Consider the following 21542-nt stretch of genomic DNA (forward strand, 5'->3'; position numbering starts at 1 on the left):
CTTATATTGTCACCTTAAAGCGGTAGATCTTTCCTCTTTCAAGCGGATATTTTTCCGTCAGTTTTATGGCCTTGTCGCCCACTTCAAAGACATCTATTTGGTCCCTTCCACTTATCTCCTCTATGTAAGCGTTGCCTCCGAACTGGAACTTCAGCGTATAACCTTCTTCAAGATCTCCTTCGAAGAAGACGGGAGCATAGAAAGTCTGCGTGATCTCACCATCCGACATATTGAAATCACTATTGTGTCCACTATCGTTAAGATAATAGCTTAAAGAGCCGAATTCCGTCGCGAAGAAATTCCCGGTGTATTCTTTGGTCGTTACATGGAGCATGCCTCTCCTGGCAAATACCACATTATTATCTTCATCTTCTTCGTCGTCATTGGGCTTGGCAGAAATCTTGATTGTATTGATTTTTTCACTATTAGAAGTCCAACCCAGATTCTTGCAGGTAGCCTCTATCTCGAATATGCTGATCTGGTGCTTCAGGTTCACGGAGGCGAAATCTCCATGGATGGTCACCTCGCCAATCATCACGTCAGCGTCTTTAAGGGTGCTTGGATTCTCATGCTCCAGTGGCCCAAGAGGTGTAGTGAGTTCCCTCAGGACGATAAATGGGGAGCCGACATCCACATTGTCAAAGAGTGAAGTTCCTGCGTAACTATCGATGTTCGGATAGAGGCAGATGATCTGGTCGCCCTCATTTCCTGTCCACGTTCCGGAAAAGTCCGCCTTCTTACGGCCATCCTCTCCTGTGGAAAAAAACTTATCTACGGCCGTGATGCCGCTTTCATCGAAGGATATCACTGTGATGGCTTCTTCTTCGTTCCAGGAGATAGTCATGCCAGTAGATGTAAGGGCGTAAGCGGTTCTGGTGTTTTGCGGTGTATCTATAGATGCGTGAATGGTCAGTGGCTTACCTTTTTTCTCCTCAGGAATCTGCGAGTCCTGACAACTGTTCAGAAACACGACCGCAAAGGCTGCCATTGTGAGGATATTTATTATGCGTTTCATCTTTCAAGCGTTTTTAGTTAGAATTCCAGAGGATTACCATTCCAGTCATACGGCATGTCCGGAACTTCTCCGCTGCCAGTCAGGAGTGGCTGCTGTTGATTAAACTGATAGGCCTTCACCGAAGGTTTCTCATACTTTAGTTTTTTTTCATTCATAAAGAGCGTCTATGTTTTATTGATTTGTGTGCAAAGATACGAATTTAATCGGTGATAATAGAATTTATAAGGAAAAAGTTTACACTATTCCCTTTTTTACGCTTACACTGTCGGTTGTAAGGGGTTATGCCATCAGACTGCCTATCTGGTAGACCAGCGCAGAAGCAATCCAGGCGACAGCCGTTGTGTATAAGGCTGCGAAGAGTGCCCAGCGCCATGAGCTGGTTTCGTTCTTGATGGCTGCTATGGTGGCGATACAAGGGAAGTAGAGCAGAATGAATATCAGATAGGCGTATGCTGCCACAGGGGTGATACCCTCCTTGATCATCTGCTGGCGAAGTCGTGTATATTTCTCTGTATCGTCGCTGAAGCTGTCGTCGTCACCAAAAGAATCATCGCCTGAGTAAAGCACACCGATGGTAGATGCCACGATCTCTTTTGCGCCTACACCAGCCAACAGGCTCACATCGAGTTTCCAGTTAAAGCCCTGAGGCGTGAAGATAGGCTCGATGCTCTTACCCATGCGTCCTATGTAGCTCTGTTCCTGCTGCTGTTCGCTGGAGAGCTCGTCGTTGTGGGGGAAGTAGCCCAGTGCCCACACGATGATCGAAGCCACGAGTATGATACCACCCATCTTCTTCAGATACTCCTTACCTTTTTCCCAAGTGTGACGCCAGATGGCTTTAGCCGTAGGCCAGCGATAGGGAGGCAGTTCCATCACGAACGGCGTGTCCTCGCCCTTGATGACCAGGGTAGCCATCAGTTTGCTGACGATGACTGCCACGAGGATACCGATGGCATACAGCGACAGCAATACCCATGAACGGTATTGTAATGAGAAGAACGTGCCGGCTATCATGATGTAAATAGGCAGACGTGCCGAACAGCTCATAAAGGGTAGTATCATCATGGTAATGATTCGTGAGCGTCGGCTCTCGATGGTACGGGTGGCCATCACTGCCGGTACATTACATCCGAAGCCCATGATCAGGGGGATAAACGACTTACCGTGAAGTCCCATCTTGTGCATCAGCTTGTCCATGATAAAGGCGGCACGTGCCATATAGCCCGAGTCTTCCATCAGCGAGATGAAGAAGTAGAGGATAAGAATCTGAGGCAGGAACACGATCACTGAGCCCACACCACCGATGACACCATCTACAAGCATGGCCTTCAGTGGTCCGTCGGGCATCGTTTCCGTGAGTTTCTCGCCCAACCATGCCACACCTTCCTCAATCCAGTCCATGGGATACTGTCCCAAGGTGAATGTCGTCTCAAACATGATATAGAGCAGCAGGAAGAAGATCGGGAAACCCAGATACTTGTGCGACAAGACGCGATCAATCAGGTGGGTCGTCTTATAAGTGTCTTTCTTCGTGCCGGTCTTGAACTCAGCCTCTTTCAGCGCACCTTGTATAAAACCGTATTTGGCATCCATGATCGCTGTCTCTGAGTCGTCGCCTGTCTCTTCTTTCACACGTGCCGACGCCTTGTCACGCTCATTGGTCAGCGTTTGGAAGTCTTTCATGCGCTGTTCACTCGACATGTGTTTTCCCAGATAGTCGAGCACCTGACTGTCGTGTTCCAACAGTTTCAGCGCAAGATATCGGGTAGAGTAGTGCTGGGTGATATGCTCGTCGGCCTTCAGGTATTTCTGAATGCGGGTGATACCGTCTTCTATCTCATGCCCGTAGTTGATGTGCAGGTGTCGCGAGAACTTACTGGCTCCCTCGTAAACCTGAATCACTGCCTTGAACAGCTCTTTCACGCCCATTCCGTTCTTGAATGAAGTAGGAATCATAGGCATACCGAACAGTGTGCTGAGCGTATCGAGGTTCACATGGTCGCCACGACGTTCAAACTCGTCATACATGTTGAGGGCACACACCATGCGTATGTTCATGTCCACCAGCTGGGTAGTCAGGTACAGGTTACGCTCCAGGTTAGACGAGTCGATCACGTTAATCACCACGTCAGGCATCTTCTCCGTCAGGTGTTCTCTCACATAGAGCTCCTCGGGTGAATAGCATGACAACGAGTAAGTACCTGGCAGATCAGTCAGGTTGAACTCATAACCGAACATGGAGGCATGTGCTTCGGTGGCATCAACGGTCACACCGGAGTAGTTGCCCACGTGTCCGTGCGCTCCTGAGGCGAAATTGAAAAGTGAAGTCTTACCACAGTTAGGATTACCCACCAGTGCCACATTGATGATACGACGCTCCTTCATGGCCTCGTGGTGGATATAATCGTCTTCATGTCGATGGTCGTCGGGGTTGATACTGAAGGTGGTGGCTTCCATGGGTGTTTCTGCCGACACAACCTCGATATTGTCAGCTTCCTGATGTCGCAATGACACCTCATAACCCATCAGCTTATATTTGACAGGATCTTGCAATGGCGCGTTCAACAGCACTTCCACTTCCTTGCCCTTGACGAATCCCATCTCAATGATACGTTTGCGGAATCCGCCATGGCCCTGCACCTTTACTATAACACCTTTCTCACCAGTCTTCAGTTCCGACAGTTTCATATGATAATCTTACTTCTTAAATCCGCTGCAAAGGTACGAAAATAATCTTGCAACTCAGTTGCATCCGATTGCAAGTTAACTAAAATACCTACTTATGAGGATAGATGACCTCGGAAAGCATTTGTGAAAACTTCTCTGCTCCTGTATCTGTGAGATGACTCGAGTCGTTGAAGTCGTCGGCCACAAAGCCTTCTGCATAAATGAAATTGTAGAATTCGATATGCGGGTATTTCTTCTGAAGCTTTTCTATGAACTCCATCATGTCGCGATACATCGTCTCTGTAATACGGTCTTTATAGGTCTCGTAAACAGGGGTTGTCACCAAGAGGAAACGTACGCCTTTCTTCTGAGTCACCTGAGCGATGTCGTCATAGACCTGCCACATCTCCTGATAGGCCTCTTTGTCAATCTCCAGGTCAGGCGACAGTAAGGCTGGTCGTGCCTTCGTCTCCCATCCGCTGTTACGGTCCTTGATGTCGAGTCTCACATAGCCTAACGAGTCGCATTCCTGCAATACCTGCGTGTTGTTCCAGAAACGCGACATGAAGTTCAGTTTTGAGTTCAGTATCTCAGACCAGTACCAGATAGGGTCGATACGGGTACCCATGTATTTTGTATGCATGCATCGGCAGGTGCCTACCAGACTGACGGGCCCTTGACCGTTCTGATGCTCCTGAATCTCTCGGTTGAAGAAGAAGTTGGTATAGTCGACAGGCATCACCAGCACCTTCAGACTGTCCATCCGCGGAACATACATCTCTGCTAAGGCGGCATCGTATTCTTTCAAACGGGCAGAAATGGCCAGATTAAAAGTCCCCTCACCAATCATTTCCGGCTTTACCGCTTCCTCTATATGCGAACTGCCCAGAAGCAGCACCTTGATGTCGTTCAGATGCGCCTCCATGTACTGATGCTTATAAGCATAGATGTTGGGCCTGTAAAGAAGTGCCACCTCTATGATAGCAATCATGAGTACGAGCAATGTCGCGAAACAAGAGAGTGATATGATAAACTTTTTCATCTTTCTTTAGAATTGGAAATAAATGAAAGCCTGGCTCTGACCGGTAAAGGTGATGATGAGCAGAATCAGAAACAGATAGAGTCCCCAGCGTATGATTCTGTTGTTGAACAGCGGGGTGTCCGAGAACTGCAGCGCATGCTGTTTGTCACGCTGAATCCACTCAAGGGCCAACAGGATGATGGCGAACAGACAGAAGAGCTTGCTGTAACTGTCGATGATCGATGGCCCATCGAAACCGTTGGTTACGAGGCATGAGAAATACTCATAGGCTTGTCCGATAGAGGGCGCACGAAAGACGGTCAGACCGATGGTCACTAATCCGTAGGTGGCTACCATCTTCCAAAGGTCCTTGGCAAAAGGCAGACCGTGGCTGTTGGCCTTCAGTTTCTTTCTCTTGCCGAAAGCGCCTGAGAAGACCAGAGGGATGAACAGTAATCCGTGATAGAGACCGAAGAATCCGTATGTCCAGTTGGCGCCATGCCAGAATCCGATAACAAGCAGATTGATGATGGCTGCAAAGGCGATACCCCAGTTTCCTATCTCGCGGAAGGCGATGTTCAATGGCATAAACACATAGTCGGTAATCCAACTGGTGAGCGACATATGCCAGCGTCGCCAGAATTCAGCCATGTTACGTGCCAGGAAGGGATGATTGAAGTTCCTGGCAATGTCGAATCCTAACAGCTTACCTACACCAATGGCCATATTGGAATAACCGTCAAAGTCGGCATATAGCTGCAGGGGATAGATCAAGGCAGCTATCAGCAGTGTCACCGATGACAATGACGAGTAGCTGGCCCATGCCTGGTTGGTGATCATGGCCAGGTTGTCGGCAATGCACATCTTCGTAAACATACCCCACAGGATCTGTCGGCATCCGTCTGCTGCCAGCGCATAGTTGAGCGTATGAACCCGCTGCAACTGAGGCAGGAACTGGTTAGGACGGTCGATAGGTCCCGACAGGATCGTCGGGAAGAAGGATATGTAGTCGGCAAACTCTAACAAGCCACTCGGCTGAATATGTTCGCGATGTATCTCAATGATATAGCTGATGAGCTTGAACGTGAAGAAGCTGACGCCGATAGGCAATATGATGTTCAGCGTACTCCAGTTCACGTTGAACCCTATAGCCTGCAGCACGCTGGCGATAGAGTCGGCGAAGAAATTCAGATACTTGAAGTAGAACAGCACGGCAATGCCCAGGACGACGCTGAACGTCGTGATGTGCGAGGCTTTGCGTGTGTGTTCCTGGTCCATCTCATGACGCAGCCAAAGACCAAGGTAATAGAACACCAGAATAGCTCCCAGAAGCAGGGCCGTCATGCGCCAGTCTGTATAACCGTAGAAAAAGAAGCTGACCAGTAACAGCCAGACGTTCTGAAAACGCGGGTTACTCCGACAGACTGGCAGGTAGTATACGATGAATACTACGACGAAGAATATCAGGAAACTGAAGGAATTAACAACCATCGGTGTTATTTGATTTTCTCTTCCATTGTATTAACCATCTCTCCGACATTCTTCCACTTCATGATCTCAAGAGATGTGAACTTAATACCGAAAGCCTTCTCAATAGCCACGATCAGCTGAATATGACTCAGCGAGTCCCATTCTTCAATGTCATTGGCACTGGTCTCGTCTGTCAGTTCCACTTCGTCCAGATCGAGTACGTCAATAAAGATTTCGCTAAGCTTGTTAAAGATTTCTTTTCTTTCCATTGTATGATTCTTTTTACTTGTTTTCCTTTTTATTTTAAAACATGTGTTGAGCCGCGTTAATAGGTATCTCAACGCCATTCAGCTGCTGAGTGGTATTCAGCAACTGGCACACGACCTCTGCAACCTCCTGTGGCTTCAGGAGCTCTTTCAGCGGATGGGCATTCTTCATCTGTTCCAACTGGAAGTCCTCCACTTGTCCGAAGTCTGTCTGCATGTAGTCGGGAAGGATGCAGTTCGAAGTGATATTAAAACGCCCCAGTTCCTTGCTCATGCTCTTTGACAGCTGACGGATATAGGCCTTTGTCGCAGTATAGACGGAAAAGCCTGTTGGCGGCACGTCCATCACATAAGAGGTAATGATATTGATAATCTTACCGAACTTACGTTTTCTCATCCCTGCAATACAAGCTTGCGAGATCTTGATGAGCGGCATGACATTACATCTGAACGACTCTGAGAACGCCTCAGGGTCTGTCTTGAAGAAATGTGTGCCTTGGGGATTGCCTGCATAGGCATTATTGATAAGTACGTCAATGCTTTCTGCCTCGAGGTTCTCGACAAACTGATTGACACTGGCCTCGTCGCAGAAGTCCACCTGAACGGCTTTCACGTTCTTATAGCTGTCTGCAAGGGCTTGAGCGTCAGCCTCATGCCTGCAATATGTGAAGATAATGTTGTGACTGGCGTCAGCCGCACATCTCTCTACCAATGCTTTTCCTAATCCGGTGGAACCACCTGTAATCAATATGTTCATAGGCTTAATGAGCTAAGAGTCCTATTTGTACATGACCTTTCGCAACCAATTGCTTGCCTGCTTCGTCCATCTTATAGAACTTCAGTTTGTAATTGATGATATTCACAGCCTCAGATACGGTATCGATACTGGCCTGCAGCGTAATCTGATCGTTCAGGAATACCGGCTTGTGGAAACTGATATCCTGCGACTGGATCATGACGTGTGGAGTGGGGAGGCACATCCCGACAAAGTGCGAGATGAAGGCATTGAGGATATTCCCGTACATCACACATCCCTTGAAACCCTTTTCGCGGGCGAAAGTCTCATCAGTGTGCAGTGGGTTCATATCCCGACTGCAGCGCTGAAAGCTATCGTACACCTCTTGTGTCACCTGATAGACTTGCTCTATATGAGCCGTCTGTTCTGCGAGTTCTGTTATTGTCATCTCGAAGAAGTCTTTTTATGCTTTTTCCGTTTCAATATAGCATTCCCTCTCCACATACTGGTCTACATCCAGTACGTACTGAGTGGTAGGTGTCTCTTGAAGAAGCTTGAAACCAAGTTCCGGGTAATGGCGCTCTACCATCTTGTTCTTTAAGGTAGGCAGATATTCTCCGACAATCCTCTTGTACCCCTGCTCTTTGGCATATCTCACCATCGTGTTCAGGGTGAAGTTCTCCATGCCTCTCTTCAGCACGCGGCAGCTCATAAACCATGTGTCGACAAAAAGCGTCTCCACGTCTTGTTTCTTCATGATGATAACCGCAATAAGTCCGTTATCGCCAAACTTGTCTTCAAGCGTGAAGCTCAGGTCTATCACGTCAGGATCCTGTGCCAGTGCCTCGATGTCGGCTTCTGTGTAGCGGACGGTTCTCAGGTTAAACTGATTGCTCCGCTGCGAGAGCTGTGCCACACGTGGCGTGTTGAACTTGGTGAATCCGCTGACAGTCGATACCATGTTGAGCGATTTCAGGAAATCAGCTTCGTTGCTGAAAGTCTTCTGCAGCGACACGCGCTGGGCTTCCACCTGATACTGCTTGGTGCGGTCCTTGTCGGCCTGACTGTACGATGCCGTCTCAAAGAGGTTCAGCGAATACAGGTATTCCAGATATTCTCCCGGATCCTCGGGCAGCTCAGGCACTGTGATGCCTGGTATGTTCTCGCGGACCATGTTTCTTTCAAAGGGATTGTCATCGAGGAACACCATCGAGTCGAATCCGATGTTCAGAATGCTTTGTATGGTTCGTATATTGTCGACCTTGGTTTCCCAGTTTGCCTGGAATACGGCGATGTCGCTCAACTTCAACACCATGTCCGGATGCTTCTCAAACGGCTCTTTGGCGGTGTCTTCATTGTTCTTTGAAGCCACACAGATAATGATGCCTCGCTGCTTCAGTTTCTTAATCCACATCTGGAATTCGGTGAAAGCCTTACCGATGCCCAGTCCGTGTCCGAGCTGTATGCCTTCGATGCCGTCATCACCGATCACGCCTCCCCATACCGTATTGTCGAGATCCAGAATCAGACACTTCTTGAACTGTCCCTTGACAGCACAGATGATGTCCATCACGCGACTGGCCACATAAGGCAGTGCGTCGATACTCAGCACCATCTCTGTACTCACATATACATTGGGAGCAAACATGAAGTCTCTTCCGAACTTGTTCTGCAAACCGGCTATGTCACAGACATACAGGTTCGGGTATTGCTGTGAGAGATCCATCAGTGCCATGTTCAGACTGCGCACCTGATAGGTCAGCGACGATGTGACCTTGGTGGCATAGCTGCCGAACACGGTATCGTCGATCTCCGGATAGTTGAGACAGATGATTTTCTTGTTGGCAAAGGCAGGATTGCTGCAGACCGATGCGACGAAGTCGGTTCGCTCTTTAGCCAGGTTCTCCTGTTCTGCAACAGTCAGCAGGGCATGCTTCTCTCCGAGTTTATGGGTTGACTGGAATAAGACGATGAAGTCTGCATCAAACTGATACAGCTCGCTTGAAGGGTCGAGAAACTGACGCTCTACCTGATTATACTCAGCCTCGAAGAGGTTAATGTTGTATCCGCACTCAACGCCGACACCTCTGATGGCTGTGGCTAAGAACTGGGTAGCTGTGTCTCCTACAAGGGCAACCTTAAACGAGGGCAGTCCTTCTGGGATGTTTTTGGTCTTCTTCTTCAGTTCTTTGAATTGCAGCATACGCGGTATTACTTAGTTTCGAAATAGTTTTCCAGTTCAGCACGGGCCGATCCGTCGGTGTTGGGCATGTCGTTGATGATATGTCCCTTCTCAAGCAGTGTGATACGTGTTGAGATGTCAATCGTGTGCTGCAGGTTGTGACTGGAAATAAGGATGGTAGCACCCGTCTGACGGTTGTATTCCGTCAGCTCGTGCTTCAGGATGTTCTGCGACGAAGGATCCAGGAAGTTGAACGGCTCGTCGAGAATCACCAGTTTCGGACGATTGAACAGGGCTGAGATGATACCCACCTTCTGCTTGTTACCTGCAGAGAGGTTGCGAATCAGCTTCTTTTGTCCGAACACCTCACCGTTCGACAGTCGCTCGAAATCCTTCAACCGCTCGTCCACGGCCTCGGGTGTCATGTCGGTAATCTTGCCGATGAAGGCGAAATACTCCTCAGGTGTCAGGAAGTCAATCAGGAATCCCTCATCGATATACGAACCGGTGGTAGCTTTCCATTCCTCACCTTGTGCGGGGTTCATGCCGTCGATGAATACCTGTCCCTCGTCGGGCTTGAGCAGATCAAGCAGCATGCGGAAGAGCGTTGTCTTACCTGCACCGTTGTTACCTACAAGACCAAGGATATCCCCGTCGTTGATGGTCAACGCGGGAATATCACATGCTATATTCTGTCCGAAACTCTTTTTAAGGTTTTCAATCTTAATCATATCTTCATTGGTTTGGGGGATTAGACAATACCCTTTCCGTGACAGTTCTTGAACTTCTTACCAGAACCGCAGGGACATGGATCGTTACGTCCGGGCAGCTTATCCTTCACGATGGGAGCGTGCTGCTGGGCACGGGTGTCGTGCTGTGCGGCTGCTCTCTGATTAGGATCAGTCAACTGCTCTTCGCCTACCTGCTGTTTCGACTCTGTGTACTGCTGGCGCTGTGTGCGCTGTTCAGGAGCGGCCTCCTGTACCTGCTGCTGCAGCTCAGGAATCTGTCCGCGAGTCAGGATAGAGCAGATGCGGTTATACATCTCGTTGATCATATCGTCCCAAACCTTGGCGCTCTCGAGTTTGAAGATCAGAAGCGGATCCTTCTGCTCGTACGAGGCGTTCTGTACAGAGTGCTTCAGCTCGTCGAGCTGGCGCAGGTTCTCCTTCCATGAATCGTCGATGATATGCAGCAGGATTGCCTTCTCAAACTCCTTCACCACGCTCTTGGCCTCGCTCTCGTAGGCCTCCTTCAGGTTACAGGGGATGTTGTACATCTTACGGCCGTCGGTGATGGGCACCATGATGCGCTCATACATCTGGCCCTGGTTCTCATATACATTCTTGATAACGGGCAGAGCCACGTTCTGAATGCGCTCGGTCTTACGGTTGAAGTTGCCGATAGCTGCCTGGAAGGCATTCTCTGTCAGCACCTCACGCTGCTGGTTGATGAACTCCTCGCTTGTGAAAGGCACCTCCATCGACAGTACGTGCAGGAACTCTTCCTTGCAGCCCTCGTAGTCGTTGTTCTCGATGATGTTCACCACGCGGTCCCAGATGATGTTGGCGATATCCATACCGATACGCTCACCCATCAGGGCGTGACGGCGCTTCTCGTAGATCACGGTACGCTGCTTGTTCATCACATCGTCGTACTCGATCAGGCGCTTACGGATACCGAAGTTGTTCTCCTCAACCTTCTTCTGCGCACGCTCGATGCTTCTCGAGATCATGGGGCTCTCAATCATCTCACCCTCCTTGAAGCCCAGACGGTCCATCACAGAGGCGATACGCTCAGAGGCGAACAGACGCATCAGCTTATCTTCCAGAGATACATAGAACACTGAAGAACCCGGGTCACCCTGACGACCGGCACGACCACGCAGCTGACGGTCTACACGGCGGCTCTCATGACGCTCTGTACCGATGATGGCCAGACCGCCTGCAGCCTTTACCTCGGGCGACAGCTTGATATCGGTACCACGACCTGCCATGTTGGTAGCGATGGTCACGGCACCCAGTCCGTTGGTCGACTGACCTGCCAGAGCCACGATGTCGGCCTCCTTCTGGTGCAGCTTAGCGTTCAGCACCTGATGAGGAATCTTTCGCATCGACAGCATCTTCGACAGCAACTCAGAGATCTCGACCGACGTTGTACCGACGAGGGTAGGACGTCCTGCGTTACGCATCTTCTCGATCTCCTCGATCACGGCGTTGTATTTCTCACGTGCAGTCTTATAGACACGGTCATCCTGGTCGTTACGGATCACAGGACGGTTGGTAGGAATCTCCACCACGTCGAGCTTGTAGATATCCCAGAACTCACCAGCCTCGGTCGAAGCGGTACCGGTCATACCTGCCAGCTTGTGATACATACGGAAGTAGTTCTGCAGGGTGATGGTGGCGAATGTCTGTGTGGCAGCCTCTACCTTCACGTGCTCCTTGGCCTCTACAGCCTGGTGCAGTCCGTCGCTCCAGCGGCGACCTTCCATGATACGGCCGGTCTGCTCATCCACGATCTTCACCTCGCCGTCGATAACCACATACTCGTCGTCCTTGTTGAACATACAGTAAGCCTTCAGCAACTGCTGCAGGGTATGTACGCGCTCACTCTGTACGGCGTAGTGGTTCAGCAGCTCGTCTTTCTTGTCGAGACGCTCCTGGTCTGTCAGACCAGTCTCTGCCTCGAGTGCTGACATCTCCGATGTGATGTCGGGCAGCACGAACAGCTCGTTATCTTTCACCTCGTTAGCCAGCCATGCCGTACCCTTATCGGTCAGGTCGCAAGAGTTCAGTTTCTCGTCAACCACGAAGTAAAGGGGCTCCACGCACTCAGGCATACGACGGTTGTTGTTCTCCATGTAGATATTCTCTGTGTTCTGCATGCCTGCCTTGATACCCTCTTCAGAGAGGAACTTGATCAGCGGCTTGTTCTTCGGCATAGCCTTGTGAGAACGGTAGAGCGACAGGAAACCGGCGTCGAGCTTCTCCTGACCATCCTTCTTGTTGCCAGCCTCTACCAGCTTGTTACCCTCGGTGATCAGTGCCTTGGCATCGGCCAGATACTGGGTGGCCAACTGGCGCTGCACACCCACCAGCTTCTCTACCAGCGGCTGATACTCCTCGAACATCTGGTCGTCGCCCTTGGGGATAGGACCAGAGATAATCAGCGGTGTACGGGCATCGTCGATCAATACCGAGTCAACCTCGTCGACGATGGCGTAGTTATGTGCGCGCTGTACCAGGTCGGCAGGCGAGATGGCCATGTTGTCACGCAGGTAGTCGAAACCGAACTCATTGTTCGTACCGAAGGTGATATCAGCCTGATAGGCCTTACGACGCTCCTCAGAGTTAGGCTGGTGCTTGTCGATACAGTCAACGCTCAGTCCATGGAACATGTAGAGCGGTCCCATCCACTCAGAGTCACGCTTAGCCAGATAGTCGTTCACGGTTACCACGTGTACGCCGTTGCCGGTCAGTGCGTTCAGGAAGACGGGCAGGGTAGCCACGAGGGTCTTACCTTCACCCGTTGCCATCTCGGCAATCTTACCCTGATGCAGAACCACGCCACCGAACAGCTGTACGTCGTAGTGAATCATTTCCCACTTCAGGTCGTTGCCACCGGCAGTCCAGTGGTTGTGGTAGATGGCCTTGTCGCCATCGATGGTGATGAAGTCCTTACGTGGGTCAGCGGCCAGCTCGCGGTCGAAGTCGGTAGCGGTAACCACCGTCTCCTCGTTCTGTGCAAAGCGGCGTGCCGTCTCCTTGACGATGGCAAACACCTCAGGCATCACCTCGTTGAGGGCGTCCTCGTAGATCTCGAGCACTTCCTTCTCGATCTTGTCGATCTGGGCGAAGATGTCGGCACGCTCGTCAATCGGCGTGTTCTCGATCGTTGCCTTCAGTTCGGCGATACGTGCCTTCTGCTCGTTGGCAGAGTCCTGTACCTGCTTCTGTAATACCTTGGTACGCTCACGGAGCGCATCGTTGTCCAGACTCTCGATCTGTGGAGACACGGCCTTCACCTTCTCCACAAGGGGTTGAATGAGTTTCATGTCGCGGGTGGACTTATCACCGAACAGCGACTTCAGAATCTTGTTAAAATTCATATCTTAATATATTTTTTTCCTATTAATGTTTATAAAACGGGTGCAAAGATACAAATAATTGGCCGAAACACCAAATATTTGTCGGATATTGTTCAGAACAATGGCTCTGATTTGCACGCGTTGGGTGCCCTGATACGGATGGCCTTGGCAATAGAGGGGGCTATCCGTTCGATGGAAACGGGTGTTTTAATGGTTTCAGACATGATGCCCGAACCATATATGATAATGGGAAAATAAGCCAATTGGGTCTTCACGGGCGACTGCTCGTGGGTGTCTTCATTCTCAATCTGCCAACCGGGATTCAGCTCAATGACGAGGTCGCCCGTATGTGCTTCATAGAGGTGGTTCTCAACAGCTTTCACGCCCGACATCTGCAGCAGGAACTCCTTGGCTCGCTGCAATACTTCGTTTGTCGTAAGACGCTTATTATCTATCAGTTGCCTGTTGATATACAACTGATTCTTGAAGTGTGCTTCAACATACTTGCCCTGTCCCCACAGACCTCCGAAATACATGTTCAGCAGGTTGGCTGTGCGGTTGATGTAGAATGTACCTGCCGGTATGTTGAAGCGCTCCAGGTCGGCACGTTTCTCCTCGGTATATCCCGTACTGGTTATCAGGAATAGCGCCTGGTCTTTACCCACCTGTGCCTCTGTCTGCTGCAACAGACGTGCAATCTCCTGGTCCAGCTGTATGTAGGTCTGTCGGTCATTGCCGCTGGCGTCGTAGGTCAGCAGCAGCAGGTCGGCAATCGAGTCTTGTCCCAGCGCATGGTCTGCCATGCATCTCAGCGCCCGGTCGGTAATGTCGGCTGCCGTCCAGCCTTTCTTCGGCGTGTCGTTCCATACCGTTCCGTCGGCAGTATGCCCTGCCGCCAGCATCGCCACCTCCTTGGTAGGAGCCACGGCAAACACCTTTCCCTGTCCCTGGGTGGCGCGTTTCAGCTCGTCGCCGATGGTCGAAGCCGCCATGTCGCCTGGTGTCGGCGATACAGGGCGCAGCGACTGACGGTCTATCCACTGACTACCCGTAATGGTGTGATAGAACGGCGTGGTACCAGTGACTACTGACGAAATGGCAGAAGCCCTGTCAACATCTGCAAACGGATAGCGGGCATTCTCGAACACCAGTCCTTCGGCCAACAGCTTCTGCAGCCCCTCCCTCGACGAGAACGCAGGCGCGTAGAGGTCGAGCAGGTCGCTTCTCAGCTGGTCGACGGTGACATTCACGACAAGCCTTGGAACCTGTTTGGTTCCTGCCTGTCCCTGTGCCTCGGCATGCCATGCCAGAATCGACAGAAGTGTGATATAGAGATAACGATTCCTCACCGTTTGTCTTTTACTGTTTTACCTTTTTACTCTTTTATCTTCAGGTTTACTATCGCTCTTATCAGCAAACATAATGCCACAATTGAGATACCCTCGGCATAGCTCTGGAACACCCCTGCGATGGCAAACAGCATGAGCATCGTGAGCAGCACCCATCCCCACTTGCGTCGTTTCCCCTTGATGATAGCGGGGATAAACACCAGCGGCAGCGGGTTGAACAGCAGGATGTTCAGATTGACGGATGTCGTAGGATGCTGCGAGAAGATCATCACCGTCAGCACGATACCCGCCAGCGACTGTATGGTCATGAGCGTCACGTCCCACCATTTCATGGTCTTCTTGCGCTTCCACTCATAGAGGGCGATGCCTATCGACAGCAGCAAGAGCAGCAGCGCCACTTCCGTGGGCGACAAGATGAAGTCGGGCTCTATCCGCTGCACACCCGGTGCAACGATCAGGCGCTGCTCCTTCACCAGCGGACGGTATTCGCCATTGGCATATATCCTTGCCCTTGCAAAGTCGTGCATCAGGTTCATCGGCAGGAACTCCTGCTCCGTGCGACTGGTCTTGAAGTCGGCCTTCAGTCCCAGCAGCATGTCGTTGCCGCACTTCGACCACAGGTGGTTGCGGTTACACTCGCGCACCATATCCCTGAAGGTCGGATTGTAGTCTTCACGCGCCTCATACACCACCTGTCCCTTCACGCAACTCTCAATCACGTCTCGGGGCTTGGTAGAGCAGTTGTTGTAGAAGAAGTTATAGCGGTAGACACGGTTCCCGGGCTCCAGGTTCTTCGCCAGGGCCTCCTGTAACAGTCGCTTCTCGTCGGCCGTCAGGTTCAGCACCTGTTCGGTCACGCTGCTGCCCCATTGCTGATAGTAGGGCCAGAACACGTCGAAGGGGTAGGCCGCCAACTCATAGTCGGTCAGTCCGAACACGAACCTCAGGGCGAAGTAAGGCTTGCTGAAGCTGAACATACCCCAGTTGAACACCAGATCCTGGTCGCCGTCGTGCCAGCGGATGGCAGAGTGACCATACAGACTATATATCTCTTCGTGAGGCGAACAGGTAATCAGGCTCACCTCGACGGAGTCCATGTCTTGCGCAAAAGTAGGGCTTACGCTGCATGCTGTCAGCAGGAAAGATGCAGCTAAGAACCTCTTAAATTTCTTTTTTAAATGTTTCACGATGCAAAATTACTCTATATTTTTCAGTAAAAAGCGTTTTTCTCGATTTTTTTCGATAATTTTGCACGCTGAAATGTTTTTCTATAGAAATAAAGTACAAAATATGAATAAAATTCTCGCCGGCCTCGTTTTGGCAACCATCACGACAACGGCTATTGCTCAGAGTAACACGAATTCACCCTACAGCCAGTTCGGCTTGGGCGACTTGACCGATCAAAGCGTAGGTTTCAATAAAGGTATGAACGGCGTCGGCCTGGCCATGCGCAAGGGAAATGAGGTGAACCCCATGAACCCCGCATCGTATAGCGCCGTCGACTCGCTGACAATGATCTTCGATGCCGGTCTTTCCGGTCAGACCACGAATATGAAGGAGAACGGTGTCAGCCTCAATGCCAAGAGCGGTGGCTTCGACTATGCCGTCGGTATGTTCCGCCTCATGAAGAACGTGGGCGTGTCGTTCGGTGTCATGCCATATTCTAATATCGGTTATAAGTATTCTTCATCCACCACACTGACTGAGATGCAGACCCGTGTGGCGAGCAACTATGAAGGCTCCGGCGGTCTTCACCAGCTCTATATCGGTGCCGGCTGGAGAATCTTCAAGCCCCTGTCTGTCGGTTTCAACCTGTCGTATCTCTGGGGCGAGTACAACCGCAGCATCACCACCGCCAGCTCGTCGGCCATCAACACGCTGTCTAAGCAGTACACCGCCGACATCAGCAGCTACAAGCTCGACTTCGGTATGCAGTACCAGCAGAAGCTGGGCAAGAACGACTTCGTGACCGTAGGTCTCACATGGTCGCCAGGTCACAGCCTGAAGTCAGATCCCGAGTGCCTGCTCATCAACAGAAACACCACTATCGGCAAGTCGGATACCACCACCGTCAGCCTTACCGACGGTCTGACGCTGCCCGACGCCTATGGTATCGGTCTGGCCTACAGCCACGCCAACAACTTCCGTGCAGGCGCCGATTTAACCATGCAGAAGTGGGGTAGTGTAGACTTCCCTCATTACGACGGAACCAGCTACACCCTTCGTTCCGACATGCTGAAAGACAGTTACCGCATGAACCTCGGTGCCGAGTGGACGCCACGTCCTGCAAGCCGTCAGTTCCTCAGTCGCGTGCATTACCGTTTCGGTGTGGGCTATGCTACACCTTATTATTATATTAGCGGTCAGGAAGGCCCTAAGGAGTATAGTGCCAGCCTTGGTTTCGGTATCCCCATCTTCAACGGATACTATGCTAACCGTTCTGTCCACAGTGCCTCGGTGCTGAACATCGGCTTCCAGTGGGTTAACCGCTCTGCCGACAATCTGATCAAGGAGAATACCTTCCGCATCAATATCGGCTTCACATTCAACGAGAGATGGTTTGCAAAGTGGAAGGTAAACTAGTCGCGACAGTCGCTTTCGCTGCGATGTTATGGTCGTGCAACAAGGCAACGGAGCATACTGCCCCTGCCATCCACGACCGTGACTCCGTCTCCGTGATGACGTCTTATGGCGTCAACACGCTGATCAGCGATTCGGGCGTCATCAAATACAAGATCGTGACCGAACGCTGGGACGTGAACGACGTCAAGAACCCTTCTTGCTGGACCTTCGACAAAGGCGTGTTCTTCGAGCAGTTCGATGAGAAGCTGCACGTCGAGGCCTATATTCAGGCCGACTCTGCGTGGTATTACGACAAGAAGAAGCTCTGGCACCTGCGCGGCAGGGTTCGCATACGCAACAACAACGGCCTGCTCTACGAGAGCGAAGAACTCTTCTGGGATGGCATGCGCCATGAACTCTATTCCAACGTGTACTCTAAGGTCACCACACCCGAACGCTCGATGGAGGGCACCTACTTCCTGAGCAACGAGCAGATGACCCACTATACCGTCAGCAACTCGAAGGGTTCGTTCGAGCGGTCTGACATGACGGGCGAAGAGACCAAGGACGGCCAGAAGGCACCCGCCGACACCGCGAAGACGGAGCCCATATTGCGTCCTCAGACCACGAAACACGCCCGAACAGCCTACTAACCCTGTGAGATATGGATTATGAGATAATTATCTGGCTGCTGGTTTCAATGCTCTTCTCCGCCTTTTTCTCAGGCATGGAGATAGCCTTTGTGGCGAGCAACCGCCTGCGTGCTGAGATGGACCGCGAGAAGAACGGTCTCTCTCAGAAGGCTATCGCTAAGTTCTACCAGCATCCCAACAATTTCGTGTCTACCATGCTGGTAGGCAATAACATCTCGCTCGTCATCTACGGCATCCTGTTTGCCCGCATCTTTGATGCCACGCTCTTCGCGCCGTTCAGCGATGGCGTCCGAGTGACGGCCGACACGCTGCTGTCGACCCTCGTGGTACTCTTCACGGGCGAGTTCCTGCCGAAGACTATCTTCAAAAATAATCCTAACACTTTATTGACTTTCTTTGCCGTTCCGGCATGGATCTGCTATGTCGTGCTTTATCCCATCTCGCGTTTCGCCACATTCCTGTCGAAGGGCCTGCTGCGCCTGGTAGGCATCAGGATGAAGAAAGGCGCTGAGGAAAGGGAGTTCACGAAGGTCGACCTCGACTATCTGGTGCAGGCCAGCATCGACAATGCCGACAATGAAGACGATATCGGCGAGGAGGTGAGAATCTTCCAGAACGCGCTGGAGTTCTCGGAGACGAAAATACGTGACTGTATGGTGCCGCGTACTGAGATCGACGCCGTAGAAGATACGTCTACCATCGAACAGCTGATGCAGGTGTTCATCGAGAGCGGCCACAGTAAGATTCTGGTCTATCACGAAGACATCGACCACGTGATCGGCTACGTCCATTCGTCCGACATGTTCCGCATCCATAACTACCAGCTGACGATTGTCGAGTCACAGCTCATCAGAGAGATATCGTTTGTGCCCGAGACCATGCAGGCCTCGAAGCTCATGCAGCAGCTCATGCAGCAGAAGCGCTCGCTGGCCGTGGTCATCGACGAGTTCGGCGGTACCAGCGGCCTGGTGTCGCTCGAGGACATCATGGAAGAGATCACGGGCGAGATAGAAGACGAACACGATAACACCAACCTCGTGGCCAAGCAGCTGGGCGAGCATGAGTATATCCTGTCGGCCCGTCTTGAGATCGAGAAGGTGAACGAGATGTTCGACCTCGACCTGCCCGAGAGCGACGAATATATGACCGTCAGCGGACTGATACTGCATGAATATCAGTCGTTCCCCAAGCTCAACGAAATCGTCAGGGTAGGGTGTTATGAATTTAAAATTGTAAAGAATACAGCCACTAAGATCGAATTGGTGCATTTAAACGTTGTCGGATAGCGAAAATAATTCAAGGAAATTTTGGCTAATTCAAAGAAAAAGCTTAATTTTGCACCCGTTTTTATGAATAAACTTAAAATTAAAAAATAAAATGGCAGCATTAGGAAAAATCCGCAAAAGAGGGGTAGCCCTCGTTTGTATCATAGGCCTCGGCCTGTTCGCCTTCATTGCTGAAGAAGCTTTCCGTTCTTGCGAAGCAACCAAGAACCAGCAGCGTCAGCAGATTGGCGAAGTGTTAGGTAACAAAATCAATGTTCAGGAGTTCCAGGCTCTCGTCGACGAGTATCAGGACGTTCTGAAGATCACTCAGAACCGTGACAACTTCACGGAGGAAGAGCTCAACAGCATCAAGGATGAGGTATGGAGTTCTTACATCAACGAGCAGATCATCCAGAACGAGGCTGAGAAGCTCGGTCTGACCGTGACCGACCAGGAGCTTCAGAACATGCTCAAGGAGGGCACCAACCCCATGTTGTTGCAGACTCCTTTCGTGAACCAGCAGACCGGTCGCTTCGACGTGACCATGCTCACCAAGTTCCTCGACGACTACAAGAAGGCATCAACCAATCCTCAGGTAGCCGAGTCTTACCAGAGCATCTACAAGTACTGGCAGTTCATCGAGAAGCAGATCCGTCAGCAGACCCTGGCTCAGAAGTATCAGGCTCTGATGGCCAACTGTCTTATCTCTAACCCCATCTCAGCCAAGATGGCTTTCGAGGGTCAGAACCAGGAGAGCGACATTCAGCTGGCTTCTATTGCCTACAGCTCAATCAACGACAACGACGTGAAGATCGACGATAGCGACCTCAAGGCAAAGTACGACGAGAAGAAGGAGATGTTCAAGCAGGAGGTAGAGACCCGCGACATCAAGTACGTAGACTTCCAGGTAGTTGCTTCTGCAGCCGACCGCAAGGCTCTGGAGAAGACCATGAACGACGCCAGCAACAAGCTGCAGAGCGGTGCTACACCTTCTGAGGTTGTTCGCAAGGCTCAGTCACAGTTCCCCTACACTGGTATCGCAGCTACCAAGCGCGCTTATCCCTCTGATATCGCCGCTAAGCTCGACTCTATGGCCGTAGGTCAGACCACAGCTCCTTTCGAGACCAAGTTCGACAACACCCTCAACGTAGTGAAGCTCATCTCTAAGACTCAGATGCCCGACTCAATCGAGTATCGTCAGATCCAGGTTGGCGGCGCTACCGTAGAGGCTGCTAAGAAGACCGCTGATAGCATCTACAACGCGCTGAAGGCCGGTGCCGACTTCGAGGCTCTTGCCCAGAAGTACGGTCAGACCGCTCAGAAGCAGTGGCTCACCTCAGCTATGTATGAGAACTCTACCACCATGGACGAGGAGTCGAAGAACTACCTCAACGCCATCAACAGCCTCGGTGCCGGCGAGCTGAAGAACCTTGAGTTCGCTCAGGGCAACATCATCCTTCAGGTAACCGCTCGTAAGGCCATGGTCGACAAGTACGACGTAGCCGTTATCAAGCACACCATCGATTTCTCTAAGTCTACATATTCTGAGGCTTACAACAAGTTCAGCCAGTTCGTAAGCGAGAACAAGACCATCGAGGATATGGAGAAGAACGCCGCTAAGTTCGGTTTCACCGTTTCTCCCCGCAAGGACCTCTACAACTCAGAGCACAACGTGGCTGGCCTGCGCGCCACCCGCGAGACCATGAAGTGGATCTTCGCTGCCAAGGAGGGTGAGGTTAGTCCTCTCTACGAGTGCGGCAACAACGACCACCTGCTGGTAGTAGCCCTGACAAAGGTTAACCCCGTAGGCTACCGTTCACTCGACGGCGTGAAGGACATGCTGAAGAGCGAGGTTCTCCGCGACAAGAAGTTCGAGCAGATCAAGGCTAAGCTGGAAGGTGTGAAGGACATCGCCGCTGCTCAGGCCAAGGGTGCTAAGATCGACTCTGTCAACCAGATCACTTTCGGTGCTCCTGTATTCGTACAGTCTACAGGTGCCAGCGAGCCCGCTCTGGCAGGTGCTGTCTCAGCTGTTAAGGCTGGCGACTTCAGCAAGGCCGTTGTCAAGGGTAACGGTGGTGCATACCTGTTCAAGGTGCTGAAGAAGAGCAACCGTGAGGGTGTGAAGTTCGACGCTAAGCAGGTTGAAGCTCAGCTGCAGATGCAGGCTACTCAGGCTGCCCGCGTATTCATTCAGGAACTGTATCAGAAGGCAGGCGTGGTAGACAACCGCTATCTGTTCTTCTAATAATCAGAATAATCAAAT

16 protein-coding genes are annotated in these 21542 nt (G+C 51.2%); 4 read left to right on the top strand and 12 right to left on the bottom strand.

Annotation, left to right across the window (positions count from 1 at the left end; genetic code table 11):
• Window position 1: 1 nt before the first annotated feature.
• The 12 genes from BMX82_RS00725 to BMX82_RS00780 all read right to left on the bottom strand — a co-directional run bounded on the left by BMX82_RS00725 (window position 2) and on the right by BMX82_RS00780 (window position 15893).
• The gene (locus BMX82_RS00725; RefSeq protein WP_143058278.1) at window positions 2-1015 is read right to left on the bottom strand and encodes a hypothetical protein; all 1014 of its coding nucleotides are present in this window, start codon (window positions 1013-1015) and stop codon (window positions 2-4) included.
• Window positions 1016-1294: 279 nt separating this feature from the next.
• On the bottom strand, window positions 1295-3703 hold the full coding sequence (feoB, locus tag BMX82_RS00730; protein ID WP_091765220.1) for a ferrous iron transport protein B: 2409 nt from the start codon (window positions 3701-3703) through the stop codon (window positions 1295-1297).
• A gap of 88 nt (window positions 3704-3791) precedes the next feature.
• Window positions 3792-4724, bottom strand: coding sequence for a hypothetical protein (locus tag BMX82_RS00735; protein WP_143058279.1), 933 nt, complete (start codon window positions 4722-4724; stop codon window positions 3792-3794).
• Between the two features lie 6 nt (window positions 4725-4730).
• Window positions 4731-6194, bottom strand: coding sequence for an MBOAT family O-acyltransferase (locus BMX82_RS00740; RefSeq protein WP_091765230.1), 1464 nt, complete (start codon window positions 6192-6194; stop codon window positions 4731-4733).
• 5 nt (window positions 6195-6199) lie between these two features.
• A complete protein-coding gene (locus BMX82_RS00745; protein ID WP_036912161.1) occupies window positions 6200-6442 on the bottom strand; it encodes an acyl carrier protein in 243 nt (80 codons plus the stop codon).
• Between the two features lie 34 nt (window positions 6443-6476).
• Window positions 6477-7196: an SDR family NAD(P)-dependent oxidoreductase gene (locus BMX82_RS00750; protein ID WP_091765233.1), complete on the bottom strand. Its 720-nt coding sequence runs from the start codon at window positions 7194-7196 to the stop codon at window positions 6477-6479.
• 4 nt (window positions 7197-7200) lie between these two features.
• Entirely contained in the window at window positions 7201-7623 is a 423-nt protein-coding gene (locus tag BMX82_RS00755) for a MaoC/PaaZ C-terminal domain-containing protein (protein ID WP_036912165.1), read from the bottom strand.
• Window positions 7624-7638: 15 nt separating this feature from the next.
• Window positions 7639-9378, bottom strand: a complete 1740-nt coding sequence (locus BMX82_RS00760; RefSeq protein WP_091765236.1) for an HAD-IIIC family phosphatase — start codon at window positions 9376-9378, stop codon at window positions 7639-7641.
• Between the two features lie 8 nt (window positions 9379-9386).
• Window positions 9387-10088, bottom strand: a complete 702-nt coding sequence (locus tag BMX82_RS00765) for an ABC transporter ATP-binding protein (RefSeq protein WP_036912171.1) — start codon at window positions 10086-10088, stop codon at window positions 9387-9389.
• 20 nt (window positions 10089-10108) lie between these two features.
• The gene (gene secA, locus BMX82_RS00770) at window positions 10109-13468 is read right to left on the bottom strand and encodes a preprotein translocase subunit SecA (RefSeq protein WP_036912174.1); all 3360 of its coding nucleotides are present in this window, start codon (window positions 13466-13468) and stop codon (window positions 10109-10111) included.
• A 92-nt stretch (window positions 13469-13560) separates the two neighbouring features.
• Window positions 13561-14796 carry an alkaline phosphatase family protein gene (locus BMX82_RS00775; protein WP_091765239.1) on the bottom strand — a complete coding sequence of 412 codons (1236 nt, stop codon included), beginning with the start codon at window positions 14794-14796 and terminating at the stop codon, window positions 13561-13563.
• A 26-nt stretch (window positions 14797-14822) separates the two neighbouring features.
• The gene (locus tag BMX82_RS00780) at window positions 14823-15893 is read right to left on the bottom strand and encodes an Lnb N-terminal periplasmic domain-containing protein (protein WP_091765241.1); all 1071 of its coding nucleotides are present in this window, start codon (window positions 15891-15893) and stop codon (window positions 14823-14825) included.
• A gap of 193 nt (window positions 15894-16086) precedes the next feature.
• Between BMX82_RS00780 and BMX82_RS00785 the strand changes: the two genes are divergently transcribed.
• From BMX82_RS00785 to BMX82_RS00800, 4 genes are all read left to right on the top strand, one after another.
• On the top strand, window positions 16087-17379 hold the full coding sequence (locus BMX82_RS00785) for a hypothetical protein (protein WP_091766189.1): 1293 nt from the start codon (window positions 16087-16089) through the stop codon (window positions 17377-17379).
• A complete protein-coding gene (gene lptC, locus BMX82_RS00790) occupies window positions 17352-18011 on the top strand; it encodes an LPS export ABC transporter periplasmic protein LptC (protein WP_081911105.1) in 660 nt (219 codons plus the stop codon). The genes BMX82_RS00785 and lptC overlap by 28 nt, the downstream gene beginning before the upstream one ends.
• 11 nt (window positions 18012-18022) lie before the next feature.
• Window positions 18023-19297, top strand: coding sequence for a hemolysin family protein (locus tag BMX82_RS00795; RefSeq protein WP_036912183.1), 1275 nt, complete (start codon window positions 18023-18025; stop codon window positions 19295-19297).
• A gap of 91 nt (window positions 19298-19388) precedes the next feature.
• Window positions 19389-21524, top strand: coding sequence for a SurA N-terminal domain-containing protein (locus BMX82_RS00800; protein WP_036912185.1), 2136 nt, complete (start codon window positions 19389-19391; stop codon window positions 21522-21524).
• Window positions 21525-21542 lie beyond the last annotated feature (18 nt).

The organism is Prevotella sp. khp7 (assembly GCF_900109055.1).
Lineage (GTDB): Bacteria > Bacteroidota > Bacteroidia > Bacteroidales > Bacteroidaceae > Prevotella.